The sequence below is a fragment of the Pseudomonas sp. CCI1.1 genome (genome assembly GCF_034348165.1).
GTDB lineage: Bacteria > Pseudomonadota > Gammaproteobacteria > Pseudomonadales > Pseudomonadaceae > Aquipseudomonas > Aquipseudomonas paracarnis.
In genome coordinates this window covers 4,513,097-4,536,239 of record NZ_CP133780.1, presented here as the reverse complement: position 1 = coordinate 4,536,239, position 23,143 = coordinate 4,513,097, and the positions used below count along the sequence as shown (strand labels likewise).

17 protein-coding genes are annotated in these 23,143 nt (G+C 60.8%); 8 read left to right on the top strand and 9 right to left on the bottom strand.

Annotated elements, in window-relative coordinates:
* Position 1 precedes the first annotated feature (1 nt).
* The 7 genes from RHM69_RS20590 to aspA form a co-directional block, all read right to left on the bottom strand.
* Positions 2–4,600 (bottom strand): dermonecrotic toxin domain-containing protein, encoded by a 4,599-nt coding sequence (locus RHM69_RS20590; RefSeq protein WP_200599368.1) that lies wholly within the window; start codon positions 4,598–4,600, stop codon positions 2–4.
* Positions 4,601–4,739: 139 nt separating this feature from the next.
* Positions 4,740–5,831, bottom strand: coding sequence for a polyamine ABC transporter substrate-binding protein (locus RHM69_RS20585; protein ID WP_019818144.1), 1,092 nt, complete (start codon positions 5,829–5,831; stop codon positions 4,740–4,742).
* Positions 5,828–6,862 (bottom strand): histone deacetylase family protein, encoded by a 1,035-nt coding sequence (locus RHM69_RS20580; RefSeq protein WP_019818143.1) that lies wholly within the window; start codon positions 6,860–6,862, stop codon positions 5,828–5,830. Before RHM69_RS20580 ends, RHM69_RS20585 begins: the two co-directional genes overlap by 4 nt.
* A gap of 132 nt (positions 6,863–6,994) precedes the next feature.
* Positions 6,995–7,987 carry an AraC family transcriptional regulator gene (locus RHM69_RS20575; protein WP_014720537.1) on the bottom strand — a complete coding sequence of 331 codons (993 nt, stop codon included), beginning with the start codon at positions 7,985–7,987 and terminating at the stop codon, positions 6,995–6,997.
* 50 nt (positions 7,988–8,037) lie between these two features.
* A complete protein-coding gene (locus RHM69_RS20570; protein WP_014720536.1) occupies positions 8,038–9,015 on the bottom strand; it encodes an asparaginase in 978 nt (325 codons plus the stop codon).
* A 76-nt stretch (positions 9,016–9,091) separates the two neighbouring features.
* Complete coding sequence (locus tag RHM69_RS20565) at positions 9,092–10,537, bottom strand: alanine/glycine:cation symporter family protein (protein WP_014720535.1); 1,446 nt, start codon at positions 10,535–10,537, stop codon at positions 9,092–9,094.
* A gap of 392 nt (positions 10,538–10,929) precedes the next feature.
* Positions 10,930–12,354 (bottom strand): aspartate ammonia-lyase, encoded by a 1,425-nt coding sequence (gene aspA / locus RHM69_RS20560; protein WP_003195657.1) that lies wholly within the window; start codon positions 12,352–12,354, stop codon positions 10,930–10,932.
* 181 nt (positions 12,355–12,535) lie between these two features.
* Here aspA and RHM69_RS20555 point away from each other — a divergent pair, with 181 nt between their 5' ends.
* The 5 genes from RHM69_RS20555 (at position 12,536) to RHM69_RS20535 (ending at position 16,329) form a co-directional block, all read left to right on the top strand.
* On the top strand, positions 12,536–13,444 hold the full coding sequence (locus RHM69_RS20555) for a LysR substrate-binding domain-containing protein (protein WP_014720521.1): 909 nt from the start codon (positions 12,536–12,538) through the stop codon (positions 13,442–13,444).
* A gap of 331 nt (positions 13,445–13,775) precedes the next feature.
* Complete coding sequence (purE, locus tag RHM69_RS20550; protein ID WP_003195648.1) at positions 13,776–14,267, top strand: 5-(carboxyamino)imidazole ribonucleotide mutase; 492 nt, start codon at positions 13,776–13,778, stop codon at positions 14,265–14,267.
* Positions 14,268–14,278: 11 nt separating this feature from the next.
* Complete coding sequence (locus tag RHM69_RS20545) at positions 14,279–15,364, top strand: 5-(carboxyamino)imidazole ribonucleotide synthase (RefSeq protein ID WP_014720520.1); 1,086 nt, start codon at positions 14,279–14,281, stop codon at positions 15,362–15,364.
* Between the two features lie 105 nt (positions 15,365–15,469).
* Positions 15,470–15,715 carry a GlsB/YeaQ/YmgE family stress response membrane protein gene (locus RHM69_RS20540; protein WP_005792540.1) on the top strand — a complete coding sequence of 82 codons (246 nt, stop codon included), beginning with the start codon at positions 15,470–15,472 and terminating at the stop codon, positions 15,713–15,715.
* Positions 15,716–15,792: 77 nt separating this feature from the next.
* Positions 15,793–16,329 carry a DUF3299 domain-containing protein gene (locus RHM69_RS20535; RefSeq protein WP_014720519.1) on the top strand — a complete coding sequence of 179 codons (537 nt, stop codon included), beginning with the start codon at positions 15,793–15,795 and terminating at the stop codon, positions 16,327–16,329.
* Between the two features lie 116 nt (positions 16,330–16,445).
* On the opposite strand, the gene RHM69_RS20530 is transcribed toward RHM69_RS20535, so the two are convergent.
* On the bottom strand, positions 16,446–17,345 hold the full coding sequence (locus tag RHM69_RS20530; protein WP_019818138.1) for a D-hexose-6-phosphate mutarotase: 900 nt from the start codon (positions 17,343–17,345) through the stop codon (positions 16,446–16,448).
* A 58-nt stretch (positions 17,346–17,403) separates the two neighbouring features.
* Positions 17,404–17,808, bottom strand: coding sequence for an acyl-CoA thioesterase (locus RHM69_RS20525; RefSeq protein ID WP_003176975.1), 405 nt, complete (start codon positions 17,806–17,808; stop codon positions 17,404–17,406).
* A gap of 406 nt (positions 17,809–18,214) precedes the next feature.
* Between RHM69_RS20525 and RHM69_RS20520 the strand changes: the two genes are divergently transcribed.
* From RHM69_RS20520 to RHM69_RS20510, 3 genes are all read left to right on the top strand, one after another.
* Positions 18,215–19,504 carry an MFS transporter gene (locus RHM69_RS20520; RefSeq protein WP_014720517.1) on the top strand — a complete coding sequence of 430 codons (1,290 nt, stop codon included), beginning with the start codon at positions 18,215–18,217 and terminating at the stop codon, positions 19,502–19,504.
* Between the two features lie 119 nt (positions 19,505–19,623).
* Complete coding sequence (locus tag RHM69_RS20515) at positions 19,624–20,610, top strand: phosphate ABC transporter substrate-binding protein PstS (RefSeq protein ID WP_003195633.1); 987 nt, start codon at positions 19,624–19,626, stop codon at positions 20,608–20,610.
* A gap of 484 nt (positions 20,611–21,094) precedes the next feature.
* Positions 21,095–23,128: an ABC transporter permease subunit gene (locus RHM69_RS20510; protein ID WP_172832677.1), complete on the top strand. Its 2,034-nt coding sequence runs from the start codon at positions 21,095–21,097 to the stop codon at positions 23,126–23,128.
* Positions 23,129–23,143 lie beyond the last annotated feature (15 nt).

Here is a 23,143-nt window from a genome sequence, read left to right as displayed (position 1 = left end):
GTCATTTCACCGTGAAAAACAACCGCCGGGCCTGGTCTAGATTGATGTCACTGAGATACACCGCGGTTTTCTGCTTCTCGCCAAGGCCGTTGAGGGTGTCGGACTCCGCGCCACGGGCGTGCTCCTGCGGGGTTTTCAGGCGCGCGCGCAGGAATGCCTTGGCGGGCACCCAGTCGGTTGAGTAATGAAAGTGGGCATACCACAGCACGCTATGGTCTTCGCGGTTGTGGATGGTGTACTCGTCCAGATAGTCCTTCTCCGGGCCTTTGAGCCGTCGCCGCGTGACGGTTTTCTTGATGACGACCTCTTGGTTTCTCAGCAGCCATTCCAGAGCATGAACGGTGGGTGGATGCTTTTTGAACAACAACGACTTGTAGCGTGAAGCCTCCTTGTAGAGGGCTTGGGCCGCCTCGTTGAGCTTTCTGTCCACAAGCGCAGCCGAGTCCTTGTGGCTCTCGGTTGCGTTGCCTTGGGTGAGGGCCTCTTTAATATTCGAAGACGCCTGTTCCAGCGCCAATGCGTGCTGGTGAAACAACGTTTCTATGCCGATGGCCGTGCGCTCCGGCTTGGCCGCTTGTTCGGCGGTCCGCTGCTTGAAAGTCTCCAGTGCGTCCAACAGGTCCTGTGCCTGTTTGATGCGGGTGGCAACGTCCACGACAACACTGGGTTGTGTTTCGGCGGGCGTTACGCGCTGTACCCAGACGCCTGCGGGCTTTTCGTGGAAGGTCGCCATGATGTCCTGAGTCAGTGGAGATCTGATATCTACCAGACCGGTTTCCTCGCCTGTTGCTGACAGGCGTGGGTCACCGACCAGCACACCGTTGTAACGCGTATAAATGACTTTTTTCCTGGCTTTAGGCGGGGTCGGCGGCGGAGTTGGCCGGTTTCTGATGGCGTCCCGGTCACTGTGCAGCAGCTCCAGGTGGCCAACGGTTTCGTTGTAGAAGCTGCGGATTTTTTCACGCAGGCGCGTAAGGGGGGTGGTCAGTGCAACGTTGGTAAATTCCGCTGGAAAGTCCTGCAGGCGTTCATCAAGGACATTGAACTGTTCGACCAGGCTGCCCACGGTTTCTATGCGTTCGTCCAGACGCGACTCGCTGCGTTCGAACAGGGTTTCACGCAAGGTCTGAATCGACAGATTGGCGCTGTCGACAATACGGTCGATGGCGTTCCAGGCATCCGGAGCCGTGGTCATGCTGTTTTCGTCCACGCACAGATTGCGCGCCAGGGTCACTTGCAGGAACCTGAGGTCGCGGGCCGTGTAAATCGGCAAGCTTTTGCGGTGTTGGCAGATAGCCTTGAATCCGGATCGCCCCATCGTTCTAAGCTGAGCGAACCGCGACTCTGTGTAGTTCAGGCGTGCGATCATGTCCTGGCTCATCTCGGTCAAGGTTTGGGCGTCCTCGATATGGCGCTCCTCGGGATGGCTGGCCTGGCGCTCAATCTGGTCCAGCACGGTTTTAAGCTTCGGTGTGAACGTGACTTGAGCTTCGCGTATACCGGTTTCCGTCAGGTCCAACTGGGCGCCGACGTAGCGCACGACTTGCTCTTGATAATTCGCAGTCGGGGCAAACACATTCAAGATCTTGAGTTGTTGCAGCGCCGTTTCGTAGTTATTTCGCTGGGCCTCGAGCTTTTGCAGGTAGATCTCACGGCGGGCATCGGCCGAAGTGCTGGCCTGGGGGTCCTCCATCTCAGCGCGGGCCGCCTGTATCTCCAATTGCGTGGCGCTCTTGTCTCGCTCAAATTCTGACAATCGCCGCTGGGCTTCCACTGCCTTGACGTCCGCTTCGGATTTGGACCTTTGCTGTTGTTTTTTCGGGCCGCCGCCGCGCAGACGCAGACGCGTGTCGATGAACCATTGGCCCTGGGCGTTGTGAATCAACGTCGGGCCTGTGCGCTCCGGTTGCTTGGGGTCGATGATGACCACTGTTTCATCGTCATCGGTGTTCACCTCAAACCAGCGCTCCCCCACGGGGGCGTAGTAGCGCTGTGCATGCCGGAATAGGTGCTGGTGCTGGCCTGCCGCGCTTTCAGCGGGGCCCAGGCCGTCGGGCTTATTGATTTTGAAGCTGTCGAGCAGGGTGGCAAGTTCGCCAGGGGCGCGCTTGACTGCGCCACTGATGTGCAAGTGAGGTGAATATTTGGACGCCAACGCCTGGGTCAGGGACGGCTGTTGTTTGACGGTGACGTCCGTGGCGCTTGTCGGCTGCGGCAGGGTTGGCTGGGCCTTGCGTGGGTAGCCTGGACGGTGGCTGCGGCTGGCGACATGCAGGGTGATGGCCATGCCAAGGTTGAGCAGGACATCGGTGAGCGCCGACCACTCGGCTTGCTGCTCACCGTGCTCCTGGGCCTCGATAAAGTTTTGCAGTTGATCGACCACCTGCCAGATCCACACCGCCGTGCCCACGGTACGACCGAGAAAGGGCAGCACGGCGTTGAATATCAGCCAGCCGGCTTGCTTGAACGTGGCCCAACGGTTTTCGGCATTGGAAACCGATTGCCGATCCGACAGTTCGATCAAGGCATTGGCGTTGGCTTTGAACAGAGTGGAAAATCGGTCGCCGTTAAGCACTTGTTCACCTAGCGCCATGGGGCCGCTCATGGTCCATAGTTTGTCAGGCTCGATCAGGTAATCGGCCACCTGCCAAGGCGTAGGTAGTGCGCCGGGGAATACGTAATTGGCGTAGTCGTTACGCACCGCATCCGGTAGCCAGGCCAGTACCGACTCGCGCAGGGTGCTCGATTGCGAAATCCCATAGATCAGATTGGCCGGAGTCGGGAACTGCATCAGGGGCGGTGTGAACATCGGTCGATACAACAGGCATGGGCCGGCCGTCATGTCCTCGGGGCCGATCACGTACATGTTGGCAACGGTGTCCAATGTCGCTTCCGCGCGCCGCAGGGGCCGAAACGCCAATGGCCTGAGCACAATGGTTTGCCCGTCAACCTGGCGGTCAGTGGCCTCGTCTTGTAACACCGCCGCCACATAGCGGTAGCCTCGCTCGTCAATGCCTTCTTGCTGGCGAATCTTGGCTTGCAAGGCCTGCATAGGCAGTTGGATACGCAGGTGCTGGCTATAGAGGGTTTTACGGCGTAATGACTCCTGCGGGTCGTCCAGCAGTTTTTGTTTGATCAACGCGGGATAGGCACTGCCGATATCGGCATCGGTGACCAAGTCTACAAAATAGCCTGAGGTCATCCATCCAGGCAGGCTGAACCCCTTATCGATCTCGACAGATCGATTGCCGGTCGGCAGCGCAATCAGGTTTTGCAAGGCCAGTTCTACCACGCTCAAAGAGGTGGTTTCGAACTGACCCGGCACCACGAAGGTGCCCCAGATGACCGGGCTTTTCACCGTCAGGCGGATTTTATCCAAGGGAACGTTGGCGCTGGCAGGATGATCCTTGATCATTTGCGCCTTGATCACCTTCAACGCGTAAGCCTCGATGGAGGGAACGTCGTCGAGGTAAGAGCGGCCGGCGTTCTGGTTGTGCAGGGCGGCGAGGTCCTTCAAGTGCCGGGCAAAGAAGTTCTGGTCGGCGACGGACGCCTTCGTCAGCCAGTCGGGCAACTGGTTCTGATACCAGGCAAGCCCTGGGCCCTTTTCAGGGGCAAGCGGGGCGATGGCTGGCGGCGTGCCGAGGACGACATCGGCGTTATGGGTCTGGCGCAGGTCCGAGAAGTCGATTGCACCCACGGCCTCGACCAGCACGGACACCATTGCGCAGGCCTGATGATCAAAAAAGTCGCCATCAGGCTCGAACAGCCGCCAATGAATTTCCTGGTTCGAAGCAGAGGCTGGCAGGTGCAACGACAATGAATTGCCCAGGTGCTCCAGCGAAGGAAATTTTTCATAGCCCTTGAGCAGTGAATACATGAGGATCGAACGCTGCCCTTCATGTTCGCCGAGCAGTACCGCGATCACCACTTCATTCTGGTGCGTCACGTGGTCAGCGTCGACGCGGTCGATATCGATCAGGCAGGCCTTGAGGTTGTAAGGGTCTTTGCCCTTCCTGTCGGCTTTATCGGGGTGGGTGAACAGGGTGCGCGCCATGGCGCACTCGGTGGCGCTCCAGTCGTCTGCGGTCTCGACATTCCAGACTGCCCGCAACATGCTCGACAACTCGTGCCAATGCGGGCCGCTGCCGTTGGTTTGATTCCAGTAGGCGACCAACTGTTGCTGGAAGGCCCGCAGCATGACAGGAGCCAGCAGGTTGAGGGTTTTGGCGATTTCACAGATACGCACGGGCAAGTGAACCGTCGGCTCGACGATCGGTTGCTGGGTGAGAAAGTGTTCGCCCTCGATGTACAGGGTCGGCACTGACAGAACTGCCTGTTGAGCGAGGATGTCGCTGAGTGCCTGATATTCCGTGGGCCCGGCGACAATCTCGTCGTCAATCAGTTGCCAGGTCGGCGTACCGACCATGGCGATGTCCGGGTTGATATCCAGCGTCGGGTACTGTTCCCGAAGTGACTGGCGCAACAGAGCCGATGCGGTCTCCCTGAATGAAGGGCCGACATAGAGTTGGGTGAACAGCGCTGAGCGCTCATCCAGCCGTTTGGCGTTCGTGTGGTTATTTGCAGCGGGTGAGGTCATAGAGTGGCTTCCCTGTCTGACCGGTTGATGGAGATAGCCCGAGGTATAGGTTCGGAATTTCCATGCTAGGGCTCGGCCAGACAGGTAGGCGGTGCTTACATAGGCCTGCTGTTAAATGCACGTACGCCAGTACAGCGCTTCACCTCCCGGACTTAATCTTGGTCCAGGCCCTTGTCCTGGCGCGTTCGGCTTTGCTGTCCAGGGGTTTGAGGGTGTAGAGCGTGGTCATGGCCGTGTCGGTCGGGTACAGGTTGGGGTTGTTGCGTATGGCCGGGTCGACCCGCTCGGTAGCGTCCTTGTTCGGGTTGGGATAACCGACAAAATCGCTGACCGGTGCGATGACGTCGGGTTGCAACAAATAGTTGATGAAGGTGTAGGCGTCGCCCGGATTTTTAGCGCCCTTGGGAATGGCGAGCATGTCGAACCAGATCGGCGCGCCTTCCTTGGGCAAGCGCATGTCCACGGTCACGCCATTCTTGGCTTCCTTGGCGCGGTTGGCGGCCTGGGAAAAACTGCCGGAGTAGCCCACCGCCACGCAGATATCGCCATTGGCGATGTCCGCCATGTATTTGGAAGAGTGAAAGTAGGTGATGTACGGACGGATCTTCATCAACAGCGCTTCGGCCTTGTCGTAGTCCTTGGGGTTGCTGCTGTTGGGGTCCAGGCCCAGGTGCTGCAACGCCAGGGGCAGGATCTCCGAGGGCGAGTCCAGCAGCGCGACGCCGCATTGCTTGAGCTTGCTGATGTTCTCTTCCTTGAAGATCAGGTCCCAGCTGTCCACGGGGGCGTTGTCGCCCAGGGCCGCCTTGACCTTGGCTGGGTTGAAGCCGATCAGGATGGTGCCGTACATGTAGGGCACGGCGTATTGATTGCCGGGGTCGTTGGCCTCGATCAGCTTCATCAGCTTGGGATCGAGGTGGTTCCAGTTGGGCAGTTGGCTGCGGTCCAGGGGCTGGAACACGCCGGCTTCGATCTGTTTGGCCAGGAACACGTTGGAGGGTACCACCACGTCATAGCCGGAGTTGCCGGTGAGCAGTTTGGCTTCCAGGGCTTCGTTGGTGTCGAAGATGTCGTACACCAGCTTGATCGACGGGTGCTGGGCCTTGAAGTCTTCCAGCGCCTTGGGCGTGATGTAGTCGAACCAGTTGTAGACCTTCAGGGTTTTTTCTTCGGCCTGGGCTGCGCCGCTGACAACCACGGCGCACAGGGCGAGCGACTTGAGTATGTTCATTGGGCTGCTTCCTCGAAACCTTCCAGCACGTTGACGGCGTTGATGCCGATTTCCTCCACCGCGTAGCCGCCTTCCATCACGAACAGCGTGGGCTTGCCCAGGCGGGCAATGCGCGCGCCCATGGCCAGGTAGTCCGGGCTGTCGAGCTTGAACTGCGAGATAGGGTCGTCCTTGAACGTGTCCACGCCCAGGGACACCACGATGATATCGGCGGCGTAGCGCTCGATCTCGGCGCAGGCCTGTTCCAGCGCCGCGCTCCAGGCCTGCCAGCCGGACCCGGCCGGCAACGGATAGTTGAAGTTGAAACCAACGCCGGCGCCCTCGCCATGCTCATCGGCGTAGCCAAGGAAGAACGGAAATTCTGCCTCCGGATGGCCGTGAATCGAGGTGAACAGCACGTCGCTGCGCGCATAAAAAATCGACTGCGTGCCGTTACCGTGGTGGTAGTCCACGTCGAGGATCGCGACCTTTTTGCAGCCTTGATCAAGGAATGCCTGGGCTGCGATGGCCGCGTTGTTGAGGTAGCAATAACCTCCCATCACATCGCTGGCGGCGTGATGCCCCGGCGGGCGGCACAGGGCGAAGGCACTGTGGGCGCCTTGCGCGATGGCGGCCTGCGCGGTAAGGGCCACTTGCGCCGCGCTGTAGGCCGCTTGCCAGGTGCCGGCGGTGATCGGCGCGCCACCATCGAAACTGTAATAGCCCAATTGGCCGTGCAGGCTGGTGGGAAGCACACGGCGCAACGTACGAGCGGGCCAGGTGTAGGGCAACAGGTCGCCGTCCTGGCCGTACTCGGTCCAGCGTTGCCAGGCGCCTTTGAAGAAGTCGAGATAGTCACGGCTGTGAATACGTTGCAGCGGCGCCAGGCCGAAGTCCTGAGGGGCCTGCACGGGGCCCAGTTCACGGTCCTTGACCCGTTGCAGCACGTGATCGGCACGCGAGGGCATTTCGAAGCAGGGCATCAGTTGCCCGTCCATCAGTTCACAGCGGCCATGGTGCAGGTGGTGATCGTCCGAGTAGATCGTCAGCATTTGTTGTTCTCCGCAGGCTGTATTCGTGAGTGCAGTCTTGCGGCGCACGCGCTTTATGAGAACGACAGGAGCGGCCAAAAGGAGATAAATATGGCCAAAGTGTGTGTCCGCAATTCGCCCCTTATTGGCGCGTCATGCTCGAAATTGGCTCGGCGTGACGCCGCTCCAGCGCACGAACGCATGCCTGAAGCTCGCCGTTTCGCTGAACCCCAGCGTCTCGGCAATCCGGTGGATCGGCCACAGGTCGTTAGCCAACAACTGTTTGGCGCGTTCGAAGCGCAGCTCATCGAGCAGTTCCTGATAGCTGCAACCCAGGTTGTGCAGGTGCCGGCGCAGGGTGCGCGCCGAACAGTTCATCTGCTGGGCCAGGCCATCGAGCCCAGGTGCGGCGTGCAATTGTGCAGCCAGCAACTGGCGGATTCGCCCCAGCCAGGCCTCGCGCCCGGTGAATTCGGTGTTCTGTTTGCGACAACGTTCGACCATGGCCTGGTGGGTGACCGCGTCGGCCAGGGGCAAAGGTTGGGCGAGCCAGCGTTTATCAAAGGCGAACGCGTTGGCTATAGCCTGAAACTGGAGCGGGCAGTCGAAGCTCTCGGCGTAGCGGGCCTGATAATCCGGCGCCTCGTGCTCGAACCGAGCGCCCAACAACGGCAGGGGATGGCCGAGCAGGTCGTCGCAAATGACCTTCAGTGATCCCAGGCACAGCTCGACATTGAAGGCAGTCAGTGCCGGGTTTTCGCGGTAGTCGCCGGCCGTGAACCAGATGCGTTCGCCGTCTTCGTCCAGGCTCAGTTCAAAGAGTGTTCCCAACAGCGCCGGATACCGCAGGGCCAGGCGCAAAGCGTCACCGAAAGTGGCACTGGTGAGCAGGGCATAGCCCAGTAGGCCGTACGAGGAAACATGCATACGCCGCCCAACGATCAAGCCGATATCACGCTGATGGGCCACGGCATTGGCGCACACTTGCATCTCCTGATGTGTGGCGATACGCGTGTCGGCGCGGCTCAAATCCGCCGCACAGATGCCGCTGCCGGCCAGCAATGCTTCATGGGGCAAGCCTTCGGCCTCGAAGGTACGCAGCACCAGGGACACGGCATTGAGGGTGGTGAGGTGGGAATGCAGCATGGGAACTTCCAGCCAGGGGATGGCTGGAAGTGGAGCAAGTTACATGCCGGTCAGCTCAGCTCGCCGCACAGGTCCAATTCCACCAGGCGGCGGATTTCTCCGCTGTCCAGCCCCGCGCCGATCAAGGCGTTGAGCTTGCCGAAGGCCGCTTCTCGGGTCATGCCGCCGCCGGACAGTACACCCACGCCGCGCAGGCGGCTGCCGGCTTCGTAGACATCCAGTTCCACGCCGCCTTCATGGCATTGGGTGATTGCAACCACTACCACCTCTTGATCCTGCGCACGTTGCAGGCTGGCGAGGAAGGCCGGATTGTCACTTGGCCCGGTGCCGCTGCCGAAGCATTCGAGTACCAATGCCTGGATGCCGCTGTCGATCAATGCATCCAGTTGCGCGGCAGCAATGCCCGGAACGAGCGGCAGGACGCCAACGTTGGCCGGGGCCTTGTCGTTGCGGTAGGCCAGCGCGGCGGGAAGCCTGTCTGCCAGGGCGACACCGCCGTTGCGCTGCAGTGCGGCAAACGGGTTGCGCCCAAAACTGCGAATCTTCGCGCAGCGAGTCGGCGCCATCAGCGCGCCGTGGAAGTACAGGTGCACACCCGGCTTCAGGCCTTCGCCCAAGGCCGTCAACGCACCGCTGACGTTTTCCCAGGCATCGCTGTCGGGCACACCGGCCGGCAGCATCGAACCGGTGAACACCACCGGCGCCGGGAGGCCCAGCAGCTGGAAGCTCATGGCCGCTGCGCTGTAGGCCAGGGTGTCGGTGCCGTGCAGGATCAGTACGGCATCGCAGCCGGCGTCTACCGCCTCGACCACGGCGCTGCGCAGGCGTTGCCAGTAGGCGGGGTTCATGTTGGCGCTGTCGATCAGTGGTGACATTTCCCGGAAGCGCCACGCGGGCAGGTCTGCGTCGGCAAACTGTTCTCGCATACGCACTTCAAAACCAGACGCGGGCGCCAGGCCATTGGCGCTGGCCTGCATGCCGATGGTGCCGCCGGTGTAGAGCACCATGACGTTGTTAGCTGATTGCATCGAAAATCTCCTGAACGAAAAACGCCGCCGGGCCCAGAGCATGCCCAAGGCCGGGCGGCGTGTCATCTAACCGTGATTAACGTTGCGCTTGAGCGCTCAGTTCAGCTGCCGGAGCCGCCTCGGTTTGCACCGGGTTGGCTGGCCATGCCTTGCGGTCCAGGTCCAGGTCGGGGAACTGGCTGGAGTCGAACACCGGGGTCTTGATGCCCGCTGCGCGCTGGTTGTCGTAGTCATTGAGGATGCGCATGGCAATCTTGAACAGGAACGCCAGGGCAAACAGGTTGACGAACGCGAGCATGGTCATGGTGATGTCGGCGAAGGCGAACACGGTGCTCAGGTTCTCGATCGAGCCCCAGAAAATCAGCACCAGCACCAAGGCGCGATAGCCCATCAGCACCTTGCGGTTATTGCCGACCAGAAAGCGCAGGTTGCTCTCGCCCAGGTAGTAGTTGTACATGATCGAGGTGAACACGAACAACGCCAGGGCCACCGAGATGAACATGCGGCCCCAGTCACCCACCACCGCCGCCAGGGAGTTCTGGGTCAGGGCAATGCCGTCGCCTTCAAAGCCTGGGGTGTAGAAACCCGACAGCAGGATCAGCAACGCAGTACAGGTGCAGATCACGAAGGTGTCGAGGAACACGCTGAACGCTTGCACCACGCCTTGGGCGATAGGGTGTTCTACCGACGCCACTGCCGCCACGTTAGGCGCACTGCCCAAGCCTGCTTCGTTGGCGAACACGCCGCGTTTTACACCCATGATGATCGCGCTGCCCACCAGGCCACCGAAGGCTTGGTCGAGGCCGAACGCGCTCTTGACGATGGTCGCGAGCATGGCCGGTACGTGGTCGAATTGCAGCACGATCACGTACAGGGTCACGGCGATGTACACCAGAGTCTTGACCGGTACCAGCAGGTCGGCAATCGAGGCAATACGCTTGATCCCGCCAATGAACACCAGGCCCAGCAACACCGCCAGCGCCAGGCCGGTGTAGGTGGTGTCGAGGCCAAACGCGTTATTCAACGAGTGTGTTACAGCGTGGGCTTGCAGGCCATTGAAGGCAAAGCCGAAGGTCACCAGCAGCAGGAACGCCATGACCATCCCCAGCCAGCGTTTCTGCAGGCCGTGCTGGATGTAATACGCCGGGCCGCCACGGTAGGTGCCTTCAGCGTCGGTGCGCTTGTACAACTGGCCGAGGGAGCACTCGATAAAGCTCGAAGACATGCCCACCAGCGCGGTGACCCACATCCAGAACACGGCACCCGGGCCACCCAACGTCACGGCAATGCCGACTCCGGCGATGTTACCGGCACCCACTCGGCCGGCCAGGCTGAGCATCAGCGCCTGGAACGAGCTGAGTTGGCCGGCGCTGCTCTTGAGGCTGTCTTTAAACACCGAGAACATGTGGAAAAAGTGACGCAACTGCACGAAACGCGAGCGGATCGTGAAATAACCGCCGAGCCCGACTATGAGCACGATCAGTACTTTCCCTGAGAGGAAGTCGTTGATGACTTCGAGCATGGAGTGTTCCTCGCTGATTTTTCTAATGGCAAACGCAGGACGGTCCGACGCATCGCTCGGCACCAGGCAGTGCACGACGCTCGATCCCCATCCTTTTGCGGGTGTTGTTATTCATGCGCTTTCGCGTGGTTCCCGGGCCTCGTTACCGACAGCCGCAGACGCGAAGAGGGGCGGCACTATACCTAGGCGAGCGTGATCCGTCTGCACGGGGCGATTAAAGGTTTCAGCGCGGTCGCGCAAGGCGAGGAAGGTTTGCGGTGCGATATTAGATTTTTTATGGGCGTCATGGAGCAACCTCAAGGCAAAAAAAAGGGCCTGAAGAACGAGCCTTCAAGCCCTCAAAAGGTGAGAGGTGTCTAGTCCCTCAACCTGGTGAGCAGTGCAACAAACGCTTAGGCCTTCAGCGGCACCAAACGTGGGGCAATCATGTTTTCCGGGCGCAGGATGTCGTCGAGCATGGCGTCGTCGAGCAAGCCTTCTTCACGCACCAGTTCCAGCACGCCGCGCCCGCTTTCCAGAGCGATACGCGCAATGCGGGTGGCGTTTTCATAGCCGATGTACGGGTTCAGCGCGGTGACCAGGCCGATGGAATGCTCCACCAGTTCGCGGCAGCGCGCTTCGTTGGCGGTGATGCCGACGATGCAGTGCTCGCGCAGCATGTCCATGGCGCGTTGCAGCAGGCGGATCGAGTCGAAGATCTTGAAGGCGATCAGCGGCTCCATCACGTTCAACTGCAGTTGGCCGCCTTCGGCTGCCATGGTCAGGGCCAGGTCGTTACCGATGACCTGGAACGCTACCTGGTTGACCGCTTCCGGGATTACCGGGTTGACCTTGCCGGGCATGATCGAGCTGCCTGGCTGGCGAGCCGGCAGGTTGATCTCGTTGATGCCGGTGCGTGGGCCGCTGGACAGCAGGCGCAAGTCGTTGCAGATCTTCGACAGCTTCACGGCGGTACGCTTGAGCATGCCGGAGAACAGTACAAAGGCGCCCATGTCGGAGGTGGCTTCGATCAAGTCGGCCGCCGGTACCAGCGGCTGGCCGCTGATGGTGGCCAGGCGTTGTACGGCCAGGGCCTGGTAGCGTGGGTCGGCGTTGATGCCGGTACCGATGGCGGTGCCGCCCAGGTTCACTTCGGTCAGCAGCTCCGGTGCCAGGGTTTTCAGGCGGGCCAGGTCTTCACCCAAAGTAGTGGCGAAGGCGCGGAATTCCTGGCCGAGGGTCATCGGCACGGCGTCTTGCAACTGGGTGCGGCCCATTTTCAGCACATGGCTGAACTCGGCGCCTTTGGCGGCGAACGCCTGGATCAGGCTGTCGAGGCTGGCCAGCAGCGCGTCATGGCCCAACAGCAGACCCAGGCGGATCGCGGTCGGGTAGGCGTCGTTGGTCGACTGCGCCATGTTCACGTCGTTGTTGGGGTGCAGGTACTGGTATTCGCCTTTCTGGTGACCCATGGCCTCCAGCGCGATGTTGGCGATGACTTCGTTGGCATTCATGTTGGTTGAAGTGCCGGCGCCGCCTTGAATCATGTCCACCACGAACTCTTCGTGGAAATCGCCGCGGATCAGACGCGCACAGGCTTCGCTGATGGCAGCGTGCTTGGCTTCGCTGAGCTGGCCCAACTCGCGGTTGGCGTCAGCGGCCGCTTGCTTGACCATTGCCAGACCGACCACCAATTTCGGGTAATGCGAAATCGGAACGCCCGAGAGGCGGAAGTTATTCACCGCTCGCAGGGTCTGGATGCCGTAATACGCTTGAGCCGGTACTTCGAGTACGCCGAGCAGGTCTTTTTCGGTACGGAATGATGCAGCAGAGGACATGACGGAAATCATCTCAATATGGACCCGGAACTGGCCGGAACGCTGCGAATGCTAGGCTTGTAGAACTTTTTGGGCCAATGCTGTTAAACACTGGCCTATGCACAAACGGCATAATGTGGATGTGACCCGGTTATCTTGGCGGGCGTGTGTGCCAAAATGGTGCATTCCGTGGGAGGCAGTGATGAACCTTGAGAGCAAGTGGTTGGAAGACTTCAGCGCCCTGGCGGCGACGCGTAGTTTTTCCCAGGCGGCTGAGCGGCGCTTTGTCACCCAGCCGGCGTTCAGTCGGCGTATCCGCAGCCTGGAAGCCGCGTTGGGGCTGACGTTGGTCAACCGTTCACGCACGCCGGTGGAACTGACAGCGGCCGGGCAGTTGTTTCTGGTGACGGCGCGCACCGTGGTCGAACAGCTCGGTGAAGTACTGCGCCATTTGCATCACCTGGAAGGCGGGCAGGGCGAAGTCATGCAAGTGGCGGCCGCCCACTCCCTGGCCTTGGGGTTCTTCCCGCGCTGGATCGCGCAGTTGCGCAACGAGGGCTTGAATATCGCCACGCGGCTGGTGGCCACCAACGTCGGCGACGCCGTGCACGCCCTGCGCGAAGGCGGTTGCGACCTGATGCTGGCGTTCTACGACCCGGACGCGGCGATGCAAATGGACGCCGAAATTTTCCCGTCGCTGCACCTGGGCAACACCGAAATGCTCCCGGTGTGCGCCGCCGATGCCGACGGCAAGCCGCTGTTCGACCTGGAAGGCGAGGGCAGCGTGCCACTGCTGGCCTACAGCGCCGGCGCGTTCCTTGGCCGCTCGGTGAATTTGCTGCTGCGCCAGAGGGCTCTGCGCTTTACCACCATCTATGAAACCGCCATGGCCGACAGCCTCAAGAGCATGGCGCTCGAAGGCTTGGGAATCGCCTGGGTACCGCAGTTGAGCGTACGTGCAGAGTTGGCGCGCGGCGAACTGGTGGTGTGTGGCGGGCCGCAATGGCACGTGCCGCTGGAGATTCGTCTGTATCGCTGCGCGTTGGTGCGCAAGGCGAATGTGCGGTTGTTGTGGAGGAAGCTTGAAGGTGGGGCGGCGCAAAGCGCTTGAGCCCAGCGCAGAACACATGTGGGAGCTGGCTTGCCTGCGATAGCGGTGTGTCAGCCAACCTATTTTGCGCTGATCCACTGCTATCGCAGGCAAGCCAGCTCCCACAGGATTTCGTGGTGTTTTCGCTGACTCTTAAGTCAATAAAACCGCCACTTTGCGCCGCTAGACAGATGGTCATCCCAGGGGCTGTTTATCTGGATTATTACGGTATACTGCGCGGCCTTCGGCCGGTCCAACCGGCCTTAATTCGTACACCAAGCCACGCCGGTCTCCCGCGTGGCTTGTTGTTTTTTGACGCGCCTGCGGGCGCCCAGAGAGAAGAGGCACGACGATGAGTGCATTGGTTGGCGTGATCATGGGCTCCAAGTCCGATTGGTCCACCCTTAGCCACACCGCCGATATGCTGGAAAAACTCGGCATTCCGTACGAAGTGAAGGTGGTCTCCGCCCACCGCACCCCGGATTTGCTGTTCCAGTATGCCGATGAAGCAGAATCCCGTGGCATCGAGGTGATCATCGCCGGTGCCGGCGGCGCGGCGCACTTGCCTGGCATGTGCGCGGCCAAGACTCACCTGCCCGTGCTTGGCGTGCCGGTGCAGTCGTCGATGCTCTCGGGCGTGGATTCGCTGTTGTCCATCGTGCAGATGCCGGCTGGCATTCCGGTGGCAACCCTGGCAATCGGTAAGGCCGGCGCGATCAACGCAGCCTTGCTGTCCGCCAGCATCCTGGGCGCCAAGCACCCGCAGTTTCATGCGGTGCTGAAAAAATTCCGTGCTGAGCAGACAGACAGCGTGCTGGACAATCCAGACCCACGCATCGCCTGAGGTTGTTATTGATGAAAATCGGTGTAATCGGTGGCGGCCAACTGGGCCGCATGCTGGCTTTGGCGGGTACGCCGCTGGGGATGAACTTCGCTTTCCTGGACCCGGCGCCGGACGCCTGCGCTGCGGCCCTGGGTGAACACCTGCGCGCTGACTACAGCGACCCGGACCACCTGCGCCAACTGGCCGATGAAGTCGACCTGGTGACCTTCGAATTCGAAAGCGTCCCGGCCGAAACCGTGGCCTTCCTGTCGCAGTTCGTGCCGGTGTACCCGAGCGCCGAAGCCTTGCGCATCGCTCGCGACCGCTGGTTCGAAAAGAGCATGTTCAAGGACCTAGGCATTCCGACGCCGGCCTTCGCCGACATCCAGTCCCAGGCAGACCTGGACGCCGCGGTCGCCAGCATCGGCCTGCCGGCGGTGTTGAAAACCCGCACCCTGGGTTACGACGGCAAGGGTCAGAAAGTCCTGCGTACCGCGGCCGATGTGGTCGGCACTTTTGCCGAGCTGGGCAGCGTTGCCTGCCTGCTGGAAGGCTTCGTGCCGTTTACTGGCGAAGTCTCGCTGATTGCCGTACGCGCCCGTGATGGCGAAACCCGCTTTTACCCGTTGGTGCACAACACTCACGTCAACGGCATCCTGAAAGTGTCGGTAGCCAGCACTGACCACCCGCTGCAGGCCCTGGCCGAAGACTATTCCAGCCGTGTGCTCAAGCAGCTGGATTATGTTGGCGTGATGGCGTTCGAGTTCTTTGAAGTCGACGGTGGCCTCAAGGCCAATGAAATCGCCCCGCGCGTCCACAACTCCGGACACTGGACCACTGAAGGCGCCGAGTGCAGCCAGTTCGAAAACCACCTGCGGGCGGTGGCGGGCTTGCCGTTGGGCTCCACGGCCAAGGTCGGCGAGAGCGCCATGCTCAACTTCATCGGCTCTGTACCGCCGGTGGAGCGTGTGATGGCGATCGACGATTGCCACGTGCACCACTACGGCAAGGCCTTCAAGGCCGGGCGCAAGGTCGGCCACGTCAACCTGCGTTGCAAGGATCGTGCGACGCTGCAGGCGCAGATCCTCAAGGTTGAAGCACTGATCGCCGAACAATAAGCCTGGCCACGGCGGGAACCATTGGGGTTCTGCGTCTCTCTGATTGCAGGATGCCAAAGCCTGACTAGGCTTTGGCATGACTCATACCAATCAGAGGGAAATGCCATGGGTATCATCGGAACCATCTTTATCGGCTTGATCGTCGGCCTTCTGGCGCGCTTCCTCAAGCCTGGCGACGACAGCATGGGCTGGATCATGACCATCCTGCTGGGTATCGCCGGTTCCCTGGCCGCGACCTACGGCGGTCAGGCCCTGGGGATCTACCAGGCAGGCCAGGGCGCAGGTTTCATCGGCGCGCTGGTGGGTGCCATCGTGTTGCTGGTGATCTACGGCCTGATCAAAAAGAAGTAATCAGCCGACAAAGTCCTCTGCGCTGCGCAGGCGCAGAGGGCTAGAATGCTCGGCACTTGTATTTGCCGAGCCTCTCCATGCGCCGTCTTCTGTTAACGCTTCTTCTGCTGGGCTCTGGCCTGGCGCACGCTGGCGAACTGCCGGAAACCGACTGGCTGGACCTGATGCCGCTGTCGGATCAGAAAGCTCTCGAAGCCATGCCCGAGATCGACCATAACTCTCCCGAAGCTCAAGGCACGTTCACCGAAAAGGGTGGCTTGAAGCAGAGCAAGGGCCTGCCTGCGGTGATGTATTCCACCAAGACCGTCGCAGCCATGAACGGCAAGAATATCCGCATTGGCGGCTATCCGGTGCCGCTTGAAACGGACGCCAAGGGCCGCAGCACATTGTTCTTCCTGGTGCCTTACCCGGGCGCCTGCATACACGTGCCGCCACCGCCGCCTAATCAACTGGTGCTGGTGCGCTATCCCAAGGGGTTGAAGCTGGATGATATCTACACGCCGCTGTGGGTCACGGGCACGTTGAAGGTGGAGAAGGTCAATAACGACTTGGCAGATGCCGCGTACGCGCTGGAGGCCGGGAAGGTACGGGTGGTGCAGGAGTCTGATCTCTAAAGCCCAAAGCATAACCCCTGTGGAAGCTGGCTTGCCTGCGATAGCAGCGCCTCGGTGTTCCTGATACACCCAGTTGCCTGCATCGCAGGCAAGCCAGCTCCCACATTGGGTTGGGTTTACAAGGCCTGGGCCGTGATGCTCACGCCCAAGGTGTGGCTTTCCCCGGGCGCCAGGTTCACCACATCGTCCAGCACGTTGGCCGTCTCGATGCACAACATACCCTGCCAGCCGTCATCGGCCATATCGTCGAAAGCCTTGGCGCGTTCGGTCCAGGGGTTCCAGACCACGGTGGATTTCGAGCCTTCGCTGGTGAGCTGGATACGGCGCTGCCAATCGCTATCGACGATATTCAGCTGTGCCGGCGTATTCAGGTAAATGCGGTCTGTTTCGGCGCTGAAGTGCAGCAGCCCGGCTTGCTGTTTCTCGGCCCACCCGTCGGCGGTATCGATGTAAGCCACGCCATCCAGGCCCTCGACCTGAACCTTGCGCACATCGCTCACGGCGAAGTAGGTGTGCAATGCCTGGCTGAGGGTCACGATGTCGGCGCCGCGGTTGTGGCTGGTCAGGCGGATGTGCAGTTGGTCATCCAACAGCAGGCTCAGCGTCAGGTCTACCTGATGGGGCCAGCCTGGAAAGCCGCCAGCCGGCACCGGCAAAACCAGGTCCACTCGCAGCGTCTGGCCGTCGAGTTCGGTGGTGGCCAATTCCCAGCGGGCGGTGCGCACAAAACCGTGGGCGCCGGCAGGCTGATTACTCTGACGCATGGCTTTGACGCTTTGCGGGTTGCGGTCGAACACCCCGAACCACGGCCAGCACACCGGTACGCCAGTACGAATGCCTTTGCCCTGCTTGAACACGGCCTCAGGGTTCGGCCAGATCAGCGGCTGTTCGCCCTCGCGCTGGTAACTGAAGATATGCGCACCCTGTTGGGCCACCATCAACTCGGCGCCGTTGTGGCGGATGCGCCAGCAGTCCAGCTCGTCGATTTTTACCGTCTCAACGTGGGGCGTAGGCATGACAAAGCTCTCTTAGTGGCAGGCAATGGGGCAATTGACCGTTAAAACCCGGCGAGGTTTAACGCGCCCGTGACGGTACCGAGCGCGTGCGGCCGCTGCCATCGATGGCGACGAACACAAATACGGCTTCGGTCACCTTGCGCCATTCGCTGGACAACGGATCGTCGCTCCACACTTCGACCATCATCTGGATCGAGCTGCGGCCGATTTCCAGGGCCTGGGTATAGAAGGAAAGCTGCGCGCCCACGGCTACCGGCACCAGGAACGCCATGCGATCAATGGCCACGGTGGCCACGCGCCCACCGGCGACCTTGCTGGCCATTGCCGTGCCGGCCAGGTCCATCTGCGCGACCAGCCAGCCGCCGAAGATATCGCCAAAACCGTTGGTTTCACGCGGAAGCGCGGTGATTTGCAGGGCGAGGTCGCCTTGCGGGATAGGATCTTCTTGTTCGAGTTCGATCATGCCGAGGGTGCCTCTGACCCGTGACGCTTCATGGGTATTTCAAGTGGATAGCCGTCTTCTCAGAAAAACGTTTCAGCACCAACATACACCGCTCGATGCGTTTCTCGTAAGGCGAACTAAAGGGAAACTCTGCCAAATCGGCTGGATGGTACCCAACAGCGTTTTGGCACAGCAGCCCCTCAAGACAGCGGGTCTGGCGCTTGCACCGGCGAGTATATCGAGACCCTGGCGCCACGACGACCTCCCGACGCTCATTTGGTCGGTAAATAGACGCTGTATCGGGGCTTTTGCGCGCAACTGTGCTCCTGGCGCTGTGCTTTTTCAGGCGATTTGCTATCTTGCCAAACCCGCCGCAAGTCACGGGCGTGCAGTCCTTTACGATGATTACTATAAGAGAAGCCTTGCCATGTCCTCCGTGCCTGCAAGCAGTGCGCAACCCTCGCGCCCGCTGACCCGCAACGACTACAAAACCCTGTCGCTGTCTGCCTTGGGCGGGGCGCTGGAGTTCTACGACTTCATCATCTTTGTGTTTTTCGCCACCGTGGTCGGGAAACTGTTCTTCCCCGTCGACATGCCCGAATGGCTGCGCATGATGCAGACCTTCGGCATCTTCGCCGCCGGCTACCTGGCCCGCCCCTTGGGCGGCATCATCATGGCGCACTTTGGTGACCTGCTGGGCCGCAAGAAAATGTTCACCCTGAGCATCTTCATGATGGCTGTGCCCACCCTGATCATGGGCTTGCTTCCGACCTACGCGCAGATCGGCCTGTGGGCGCCGGTCCTGTTGCTGCTGATGCGCATCATCCAGGGCGCTGCGATTGGCGGCGAAGTACCGGGCGCCTGGGTGTTCGTCTCCGAGCACGTGCCGCCGCGCCACATCGGCTACGCCTGCGGCACCCTGACCAGCGGCCTCACCGCCGGTATTCTGCTGGGCTCGTTGGTGGCTACCGCCATCAATAGCGCCTATACACCGGAACAGGTCTCTGATTACGCCTGGCGGATTCCTTTCCTGCTCGGCGGCGTATTCGGCCTGCTGTCGGTGTACCTGCGTCGTTGGCTGCATGAAACCCCGATCTTCGCCGAGATGCAGCAACGCAAGAGCCTGGCCGCTGAACTGCCCTTGCGCGCCGTATTGCGCGATCACCGTGGCGCCATTGTGCTGTCGATGCTGTTGACCTGGCTGCTGTCGGCCGGCGTGGTGGTAGTCATCCTGATGACCCCGACCGTGCTGCAAACTATCTATCACTTCAGCCCCACGGTGGCACTGCAGGCCAACAGCCTGGCCATCGTGACCTTGAGCCTGGGTTGCATCGCCGCAGGCGCGCTGGCCGACCGTTTTGGTGCCGGTCGCGTGCTGGTCACCGGTTGCGCGCTGCTGCTGGCGACCTCCTGGACGCTGTATCACAGCCTGATGGCCCACCCGGACTGGCTGTTCCCGTTGTATGCCCTGACCGGCTTGTTTGTCGGCACCATCGGCGTGGTGCCCTACGTGATGGTCAAAGCCTTCCCGCCGGTGGTGCGCTTCAGCGGTCTGTCGTTCTCCTACAACGTTGCTTATGCCGTGTTCGGCGGGTTGACGCCCTTGGCGGTGTCGCTGCTGATGAAGGAGAGCCCGATGGGCCCGGCTTACTATGTGGCCGTCCTGTGTGTGATGGGGATGCTGGTGGGCGGGTATCTGTGGAAACGCGGTCGCTGAAGCCTGCACATTCAGATAGTGGCCTTTCATCTAATTGTCATATTTCAGACATAGAGTGTTCACACGGCCTGCCGATACTTGGCCCCGATCCAATTATCCCTATCTGCTAGGAGCAAGGCATGAAACTGAAACGTTTGATGGCGGCAATGACTTTTGTCGCTGCTGGCGTTGCGACCGCCAACGCGGTGGCCGCTGGTGTTGATCCGGCAATCCCGGCTTACGTCAAGACCACTGGTGTGTCGGGCAACCTGTCCAGCGTCGGTTCCGATACCCTGGCTAACCTGATGACCCTGTGGGCCGAGGGTTACAAAAAGGAATACCCGAACGTCAACATCCAGATTCAAGCTGCCGGCTCTGCCACTGCGCCACCTGCGTTGACTGAAGGCACCTCCAACCTGGGCCCGATGAGCCGCAAGATGAAGGACACCGAACTGGCGGCCTTCGAGCAGAAGTACGGCTACAAGCCAACGGCAATCCCGGTTGCGGTGGATGCCCTGGCGGTATTTGTGCACAAGGACAACCCGATCCAGCACCTGACCATGGAACAGGTCGATGCGATCTTCTCCTCGACGCGTCTGTGCGGCGCCAAAGCCGATGTGAAAACCTGGGGTGACCTGGGCGTGACCGGCGACCTGGCCAACAAGCCAGTGCAACTGTTCGGGCGTAACTCGGTATCCGGCACCTACGGCTACTTCAAGGAAGAAGCCCTGTGCAAAGGTGACTACAAGCCAAACGTGAACGAACAACCGGGCTCGGCTTCGGTCGTGCAGTCGATCAGCTCCTCGCTGAACGGCATCGGTTACTCGGGCATCGGCTACAAGACCGCCAGCGTGAAGACCGTGCCATTGGCCAAGAAAGGCAGCACTGACTACATCGAAGACTCCGAAGAAAACGCCCTGAACGGCAAGTATCCGCTGTCGCGTTTCCTCTACGTGTATGTCAACAAAGCCCCGAACAAGCCACTGGCACCGCTGGAAGCTGAGTTCGTGAAACTGGTGCTGTCCAAGCAGGGCCAGGAAGTGGTGGTCAAAGACGGCTACATCCCACTGCCAGCCAAAGTCGCCGCCAAGGCCCTGGCTGACCTGGGTCTGAAAGAAGGCAACTAAGCCTGCGATACCTGATGTAGACGCATGCTTTTCTGTGGGAGCGGGCTTGCCCGCGATGCTGGCGACGCGGTTTAGCGTTGAAACCGTGTTGATGCCATCGCGGGCAAGCCTGCTCCCACATAAGCAGTCTGCATCCCTAATTTTTTATCCGCTGCCAGCCCTGCTTCGCGGCGGATTTGTTGCGTCACTGCACTGTCATCTTTCTGTCATACAGGATCGCTAGGGTGTGCGCATGAATGATCTGGCCAATTCCACCATGACGACGACTTCCCCTCCCAAGCGCATTGATTTCAATACGCCTGAGCTGCAACGCAAGCGCCGCATCCGCGCGCTCAAGGATCGCTTCACCCGTTGGTATGTGCTGGTCGGCGGCCTCGCCGTGCTGGCCGCCATTACCCTGATCTTCTTCTTCCTCGCCTATGTGGTTGCGCCATTGTTCCAGGGCGCCTCGTTGACCAAGGAAGACGCGTTGACGCCCGCTTGGATGCAGGACGCCGGCAAGCCGTTGATGATCTCCCTCGAAGAACAGAACCAGGTCGCCATGCGGGTTTCCGACAAGGGCCAGGCGCTGTTCTTTGCCGTGGACACCGGTGCCGAGCTCAAGCGTGTCGACCTGCCGATTCCGGCCGGTACCAGTGTTGCTTCCATTGGTGAAGATCAGCCGGGCAGCCCGCTGGTGATTCTCGGCTTGTCCAATGGCCAGTCTTTGGTGTTCCGCCACACCTATAAGGTGTCGTACCCGGACGGCAAGAAAACCATCACCCCAGCGATCGAGTACCCCTACGGCGAAACGCCGATCGTGCTGGATGACGCCGGTCGCCCGCTGGAACACGTTGCGCTCAACGCCACCGACACCTCCCTGGTGGTGGCAGGTTCCGCCGGTTCGCACTTGAACGTGCTGACCCTGAGCCGTGAAGAAAACATGATGACTGGTGAGGTCACCAGCGAGCAGAAGCGTGTCGAGCTGCCGCAGATGACCGAGCCGGTGAAGGCGATCTTCATCGACCCACGCCAGCAGTGGCTGTACGTGATCAACGGCCGTGCCCTGGCCGACGTGTTCAGCCTGCGCGACAAGAGCCTCAACGGGCGCTACAAGCTGCTGGAAGACGCCGACACGGAAATCACCGCCAGCACCCAGTTGGTCGGCGGCATCTCGCTGATCCTGGGTAACTCCAAAGGCGGCCTGGCCCAGTGGTTCATGGCCCGTGACCCGGATGGCGAGCAACGCCTGAAGCAGATCCGCACCTTCCAGATGGGCACTGCACCCATCGTCGAAATCAGCGCTGAAGAGCGCCGCAAAGGCTTCACCGCCCTGGATGCTGCTGGCCAGTTCGGCGTGTTCCACAGCACCGCTCACCGCACCTTGCTGGTGGACCCGGTGGTCGACGGTCAGGGTCTGTTCGGCATGTCGCCACGGGCCAACCGTGTGATCGTCGAGGCGGGTGGCAAGCTGCAACCGTTGTTGCTCGACAACCCGCACCCGGAAGTGTCGTGGAGCGCGTTGTGGAGCAAGGTCTGGTACGAGAACTACGACGAGCCTAAATACGTCTGGCAATCCACGGCCGCCAACACCGATTTTGAACCCAAGATGAGCCTGGCCCCGCTGACCTTCGGCACCTTGAAGGCCGCGTTCTACGCCATGTTGCTGGCGGCGCCACTGGCGGTTGCTGCAGCGATCTACACCGCTTACTTCATGGCGCCGAGCCTGCGCCGCAAGGTCAAGCCGGTGATCGAACTGATGGAAGCCATGCCGACGGTGATCCTCGGATTCTTCGCCGGCCTGTTCCTGGCGCCGTATGTGGAAGGGCATCTGCCGGGCATTTTCAGTCTGTTGATGCTGTTGCCGATTGGCATCCTGGTCGCCGGCTTTGTCTTCAGCCGCTTGCCTGAGTCGATCCGCCTGCGCGTTCCCGATGGCTGGGAAAGCGCGATCCTGATTCCGGTGATCCTGTTCGTGGGTTGGCTCTCGCTGTACATGAGCCCGTACCTGGAAACCTGGTTTTTCGGCGGTGACATGCGCATGTGGATCTCCCACGATCTGGGCATTACCTACGACCAGCGCAACGCGTTGGTGGTCGGCCTGGCCATGGGTTTTGCCGTGATCCCGAACATCTACTCCATCGCCGAAGACGCCGTGTTCAGCGTGCCACGCGGCCTGACCCTGGGGTCCCTGGCACTGGGCGCCACGCCGTGGCAGACCATGACCCGCGTGGTCATCCTCACCGCCAGCCCGGGCATCTTCTCGGCGCTGATGATCGGCATGGGCCGCGCCGTGGGCGAGACCATGATCGTACTGATGGCCACCGGTAACACCCCGGTGATGGAGATGAACCTGTTCGAGGGCCTGCGCACCCTGGCGGCCAACGTTGCGGTGGAGATGCCCGAGTCGGAAGTGGGCGGCAGTCATTACCGCGTGCTGTTCCTCTCGGCGCTGGTGCTGCTGTTGTTCACCTTCATCATGAACACCCTCGCCGAGCTGATTCGTCAGCGTCTGCGCAAGAAATACTCGTCGCTTTAAGAAAGGTAGAAGTCT

Bases quoted from the DNA above. Each gene is read 5' to 3' on its own strand.
- RHM69_RS20590 (WP_200599368.1), bottom strand. From the start codon at position 4,600: ATGACCTCACCCGCTGCAAATAACCACACGAACGCCAAACGGCTGGAT.
- RHM69_RS20585 (WP_019818144.1), bottom strand. From the start codon at position 5,831: ATGAACATACTCAAGTCGCTCGCCCTGTGCGCCGTGGTTGTCAGCGGC.
- RHM69_RS20580 (WP_019818143.1), bottom strand. From the start codon at position 6,862: ATGCTGACGATCTACTCGGACGATCACCACCTGCACCATGGCCGCTGT.
- RHM69_RS20575 (WP_014720537.1), bottom strand. From the start codon at position 7,987: ATGCTGCATTCCCACCTCACCACCCTCAATGCCGTGTCCCTGGTGCTG.
- RHM69_RS20570 (WP_014720536.1), bottom strand. From the start codon at position 9,015: ATGCAATCAGCTAACAACGTCATGGTGCTCTACACCGGCGGCACCATC.
- RHM69_RS20565 (WP_014720535.1), bottom strand. From the start codon at position 10,537: ATGCTCGAAGTCATCAACGACTTCCTCTCAGGGAAAGTACTGATCGTG.
- aspA (WP_003195657.1), bottom strand. From the start codon at position 12,354: ATGTCCTCTGCTGCATCATTCCGTACCGAAAAAGACCTGCTCGGCGTA.
- RHM69_RS20555 (WP_014720521.1), top strand. From the start codon at position 12,536: ATGAACCTTGAGAGCAAGTGGTTGGAAGACTTCAGCGCCCTGGCGGCG.
- purE (WP_003195648.1), top strand. From the start codon at position 13,776: ATGAGTGCATTGGTTGGCGTGATCATGGGCTCCAAGTCCGATTGGTCC.
- RHM69_RS20545 (WP_014720520.1), top strand. From the start codon at position 14,279: ATGAAAATCGGTGTAATCGGTGGCGGCCAACTGGGCCGCATGCTGGCT.
- RHM69_RS20540 (WP_005792540.1), top strand. From the start codon at position 15,470: ATGGGTATCATCGGAACCATCTTTATCGGCTTGATCGTCGGCCTTCTG.
- RHM69_RS20535 (WP_014720519.1), top strand. From the start codon at position 15,793: ATGCGCCGTCTTCTGTTAACGCTTCTTCTGCTGGGCTCTGGCCTGGCG.
- RHM69_RS20530 (WP_019818138.1), bottom strand. From the start codon at position 17,345: ATGCCTACGCCCCACGTTGAGACGGTAAAAATCGACGAGCTGGACTGC.
- RHM69_RS20525 (WP_003176975.1), bottom strand. From the start codon at position 17,808: ATGATCGAACTCGAACAAGAAGATCCTATCCCGCAAGGCGACCTCGCC.
- RHM69_RS20520 (WP_014720517.1), top strand. From the start codon at position 18,215: ATGTCCTCCGTGCCTGCAAGCAGTGCGCAACCCTCGCGCCCGCTGACC.
- RHM69_RS20515 (WP_003195633.1), top strand. From the start codon at position 19,624: ATGAAACTGAAACGTTTGATGGCGGCAATGACTTTTGTCGCTGCTGGC.
- RHM69_RS20510 (WP_172832677.1), top strand. From the start codon at position 21,095: ATGCAGGACGCCGGCAAGCCGTTGATGATCTCCCTCGAAGAACAGAAC.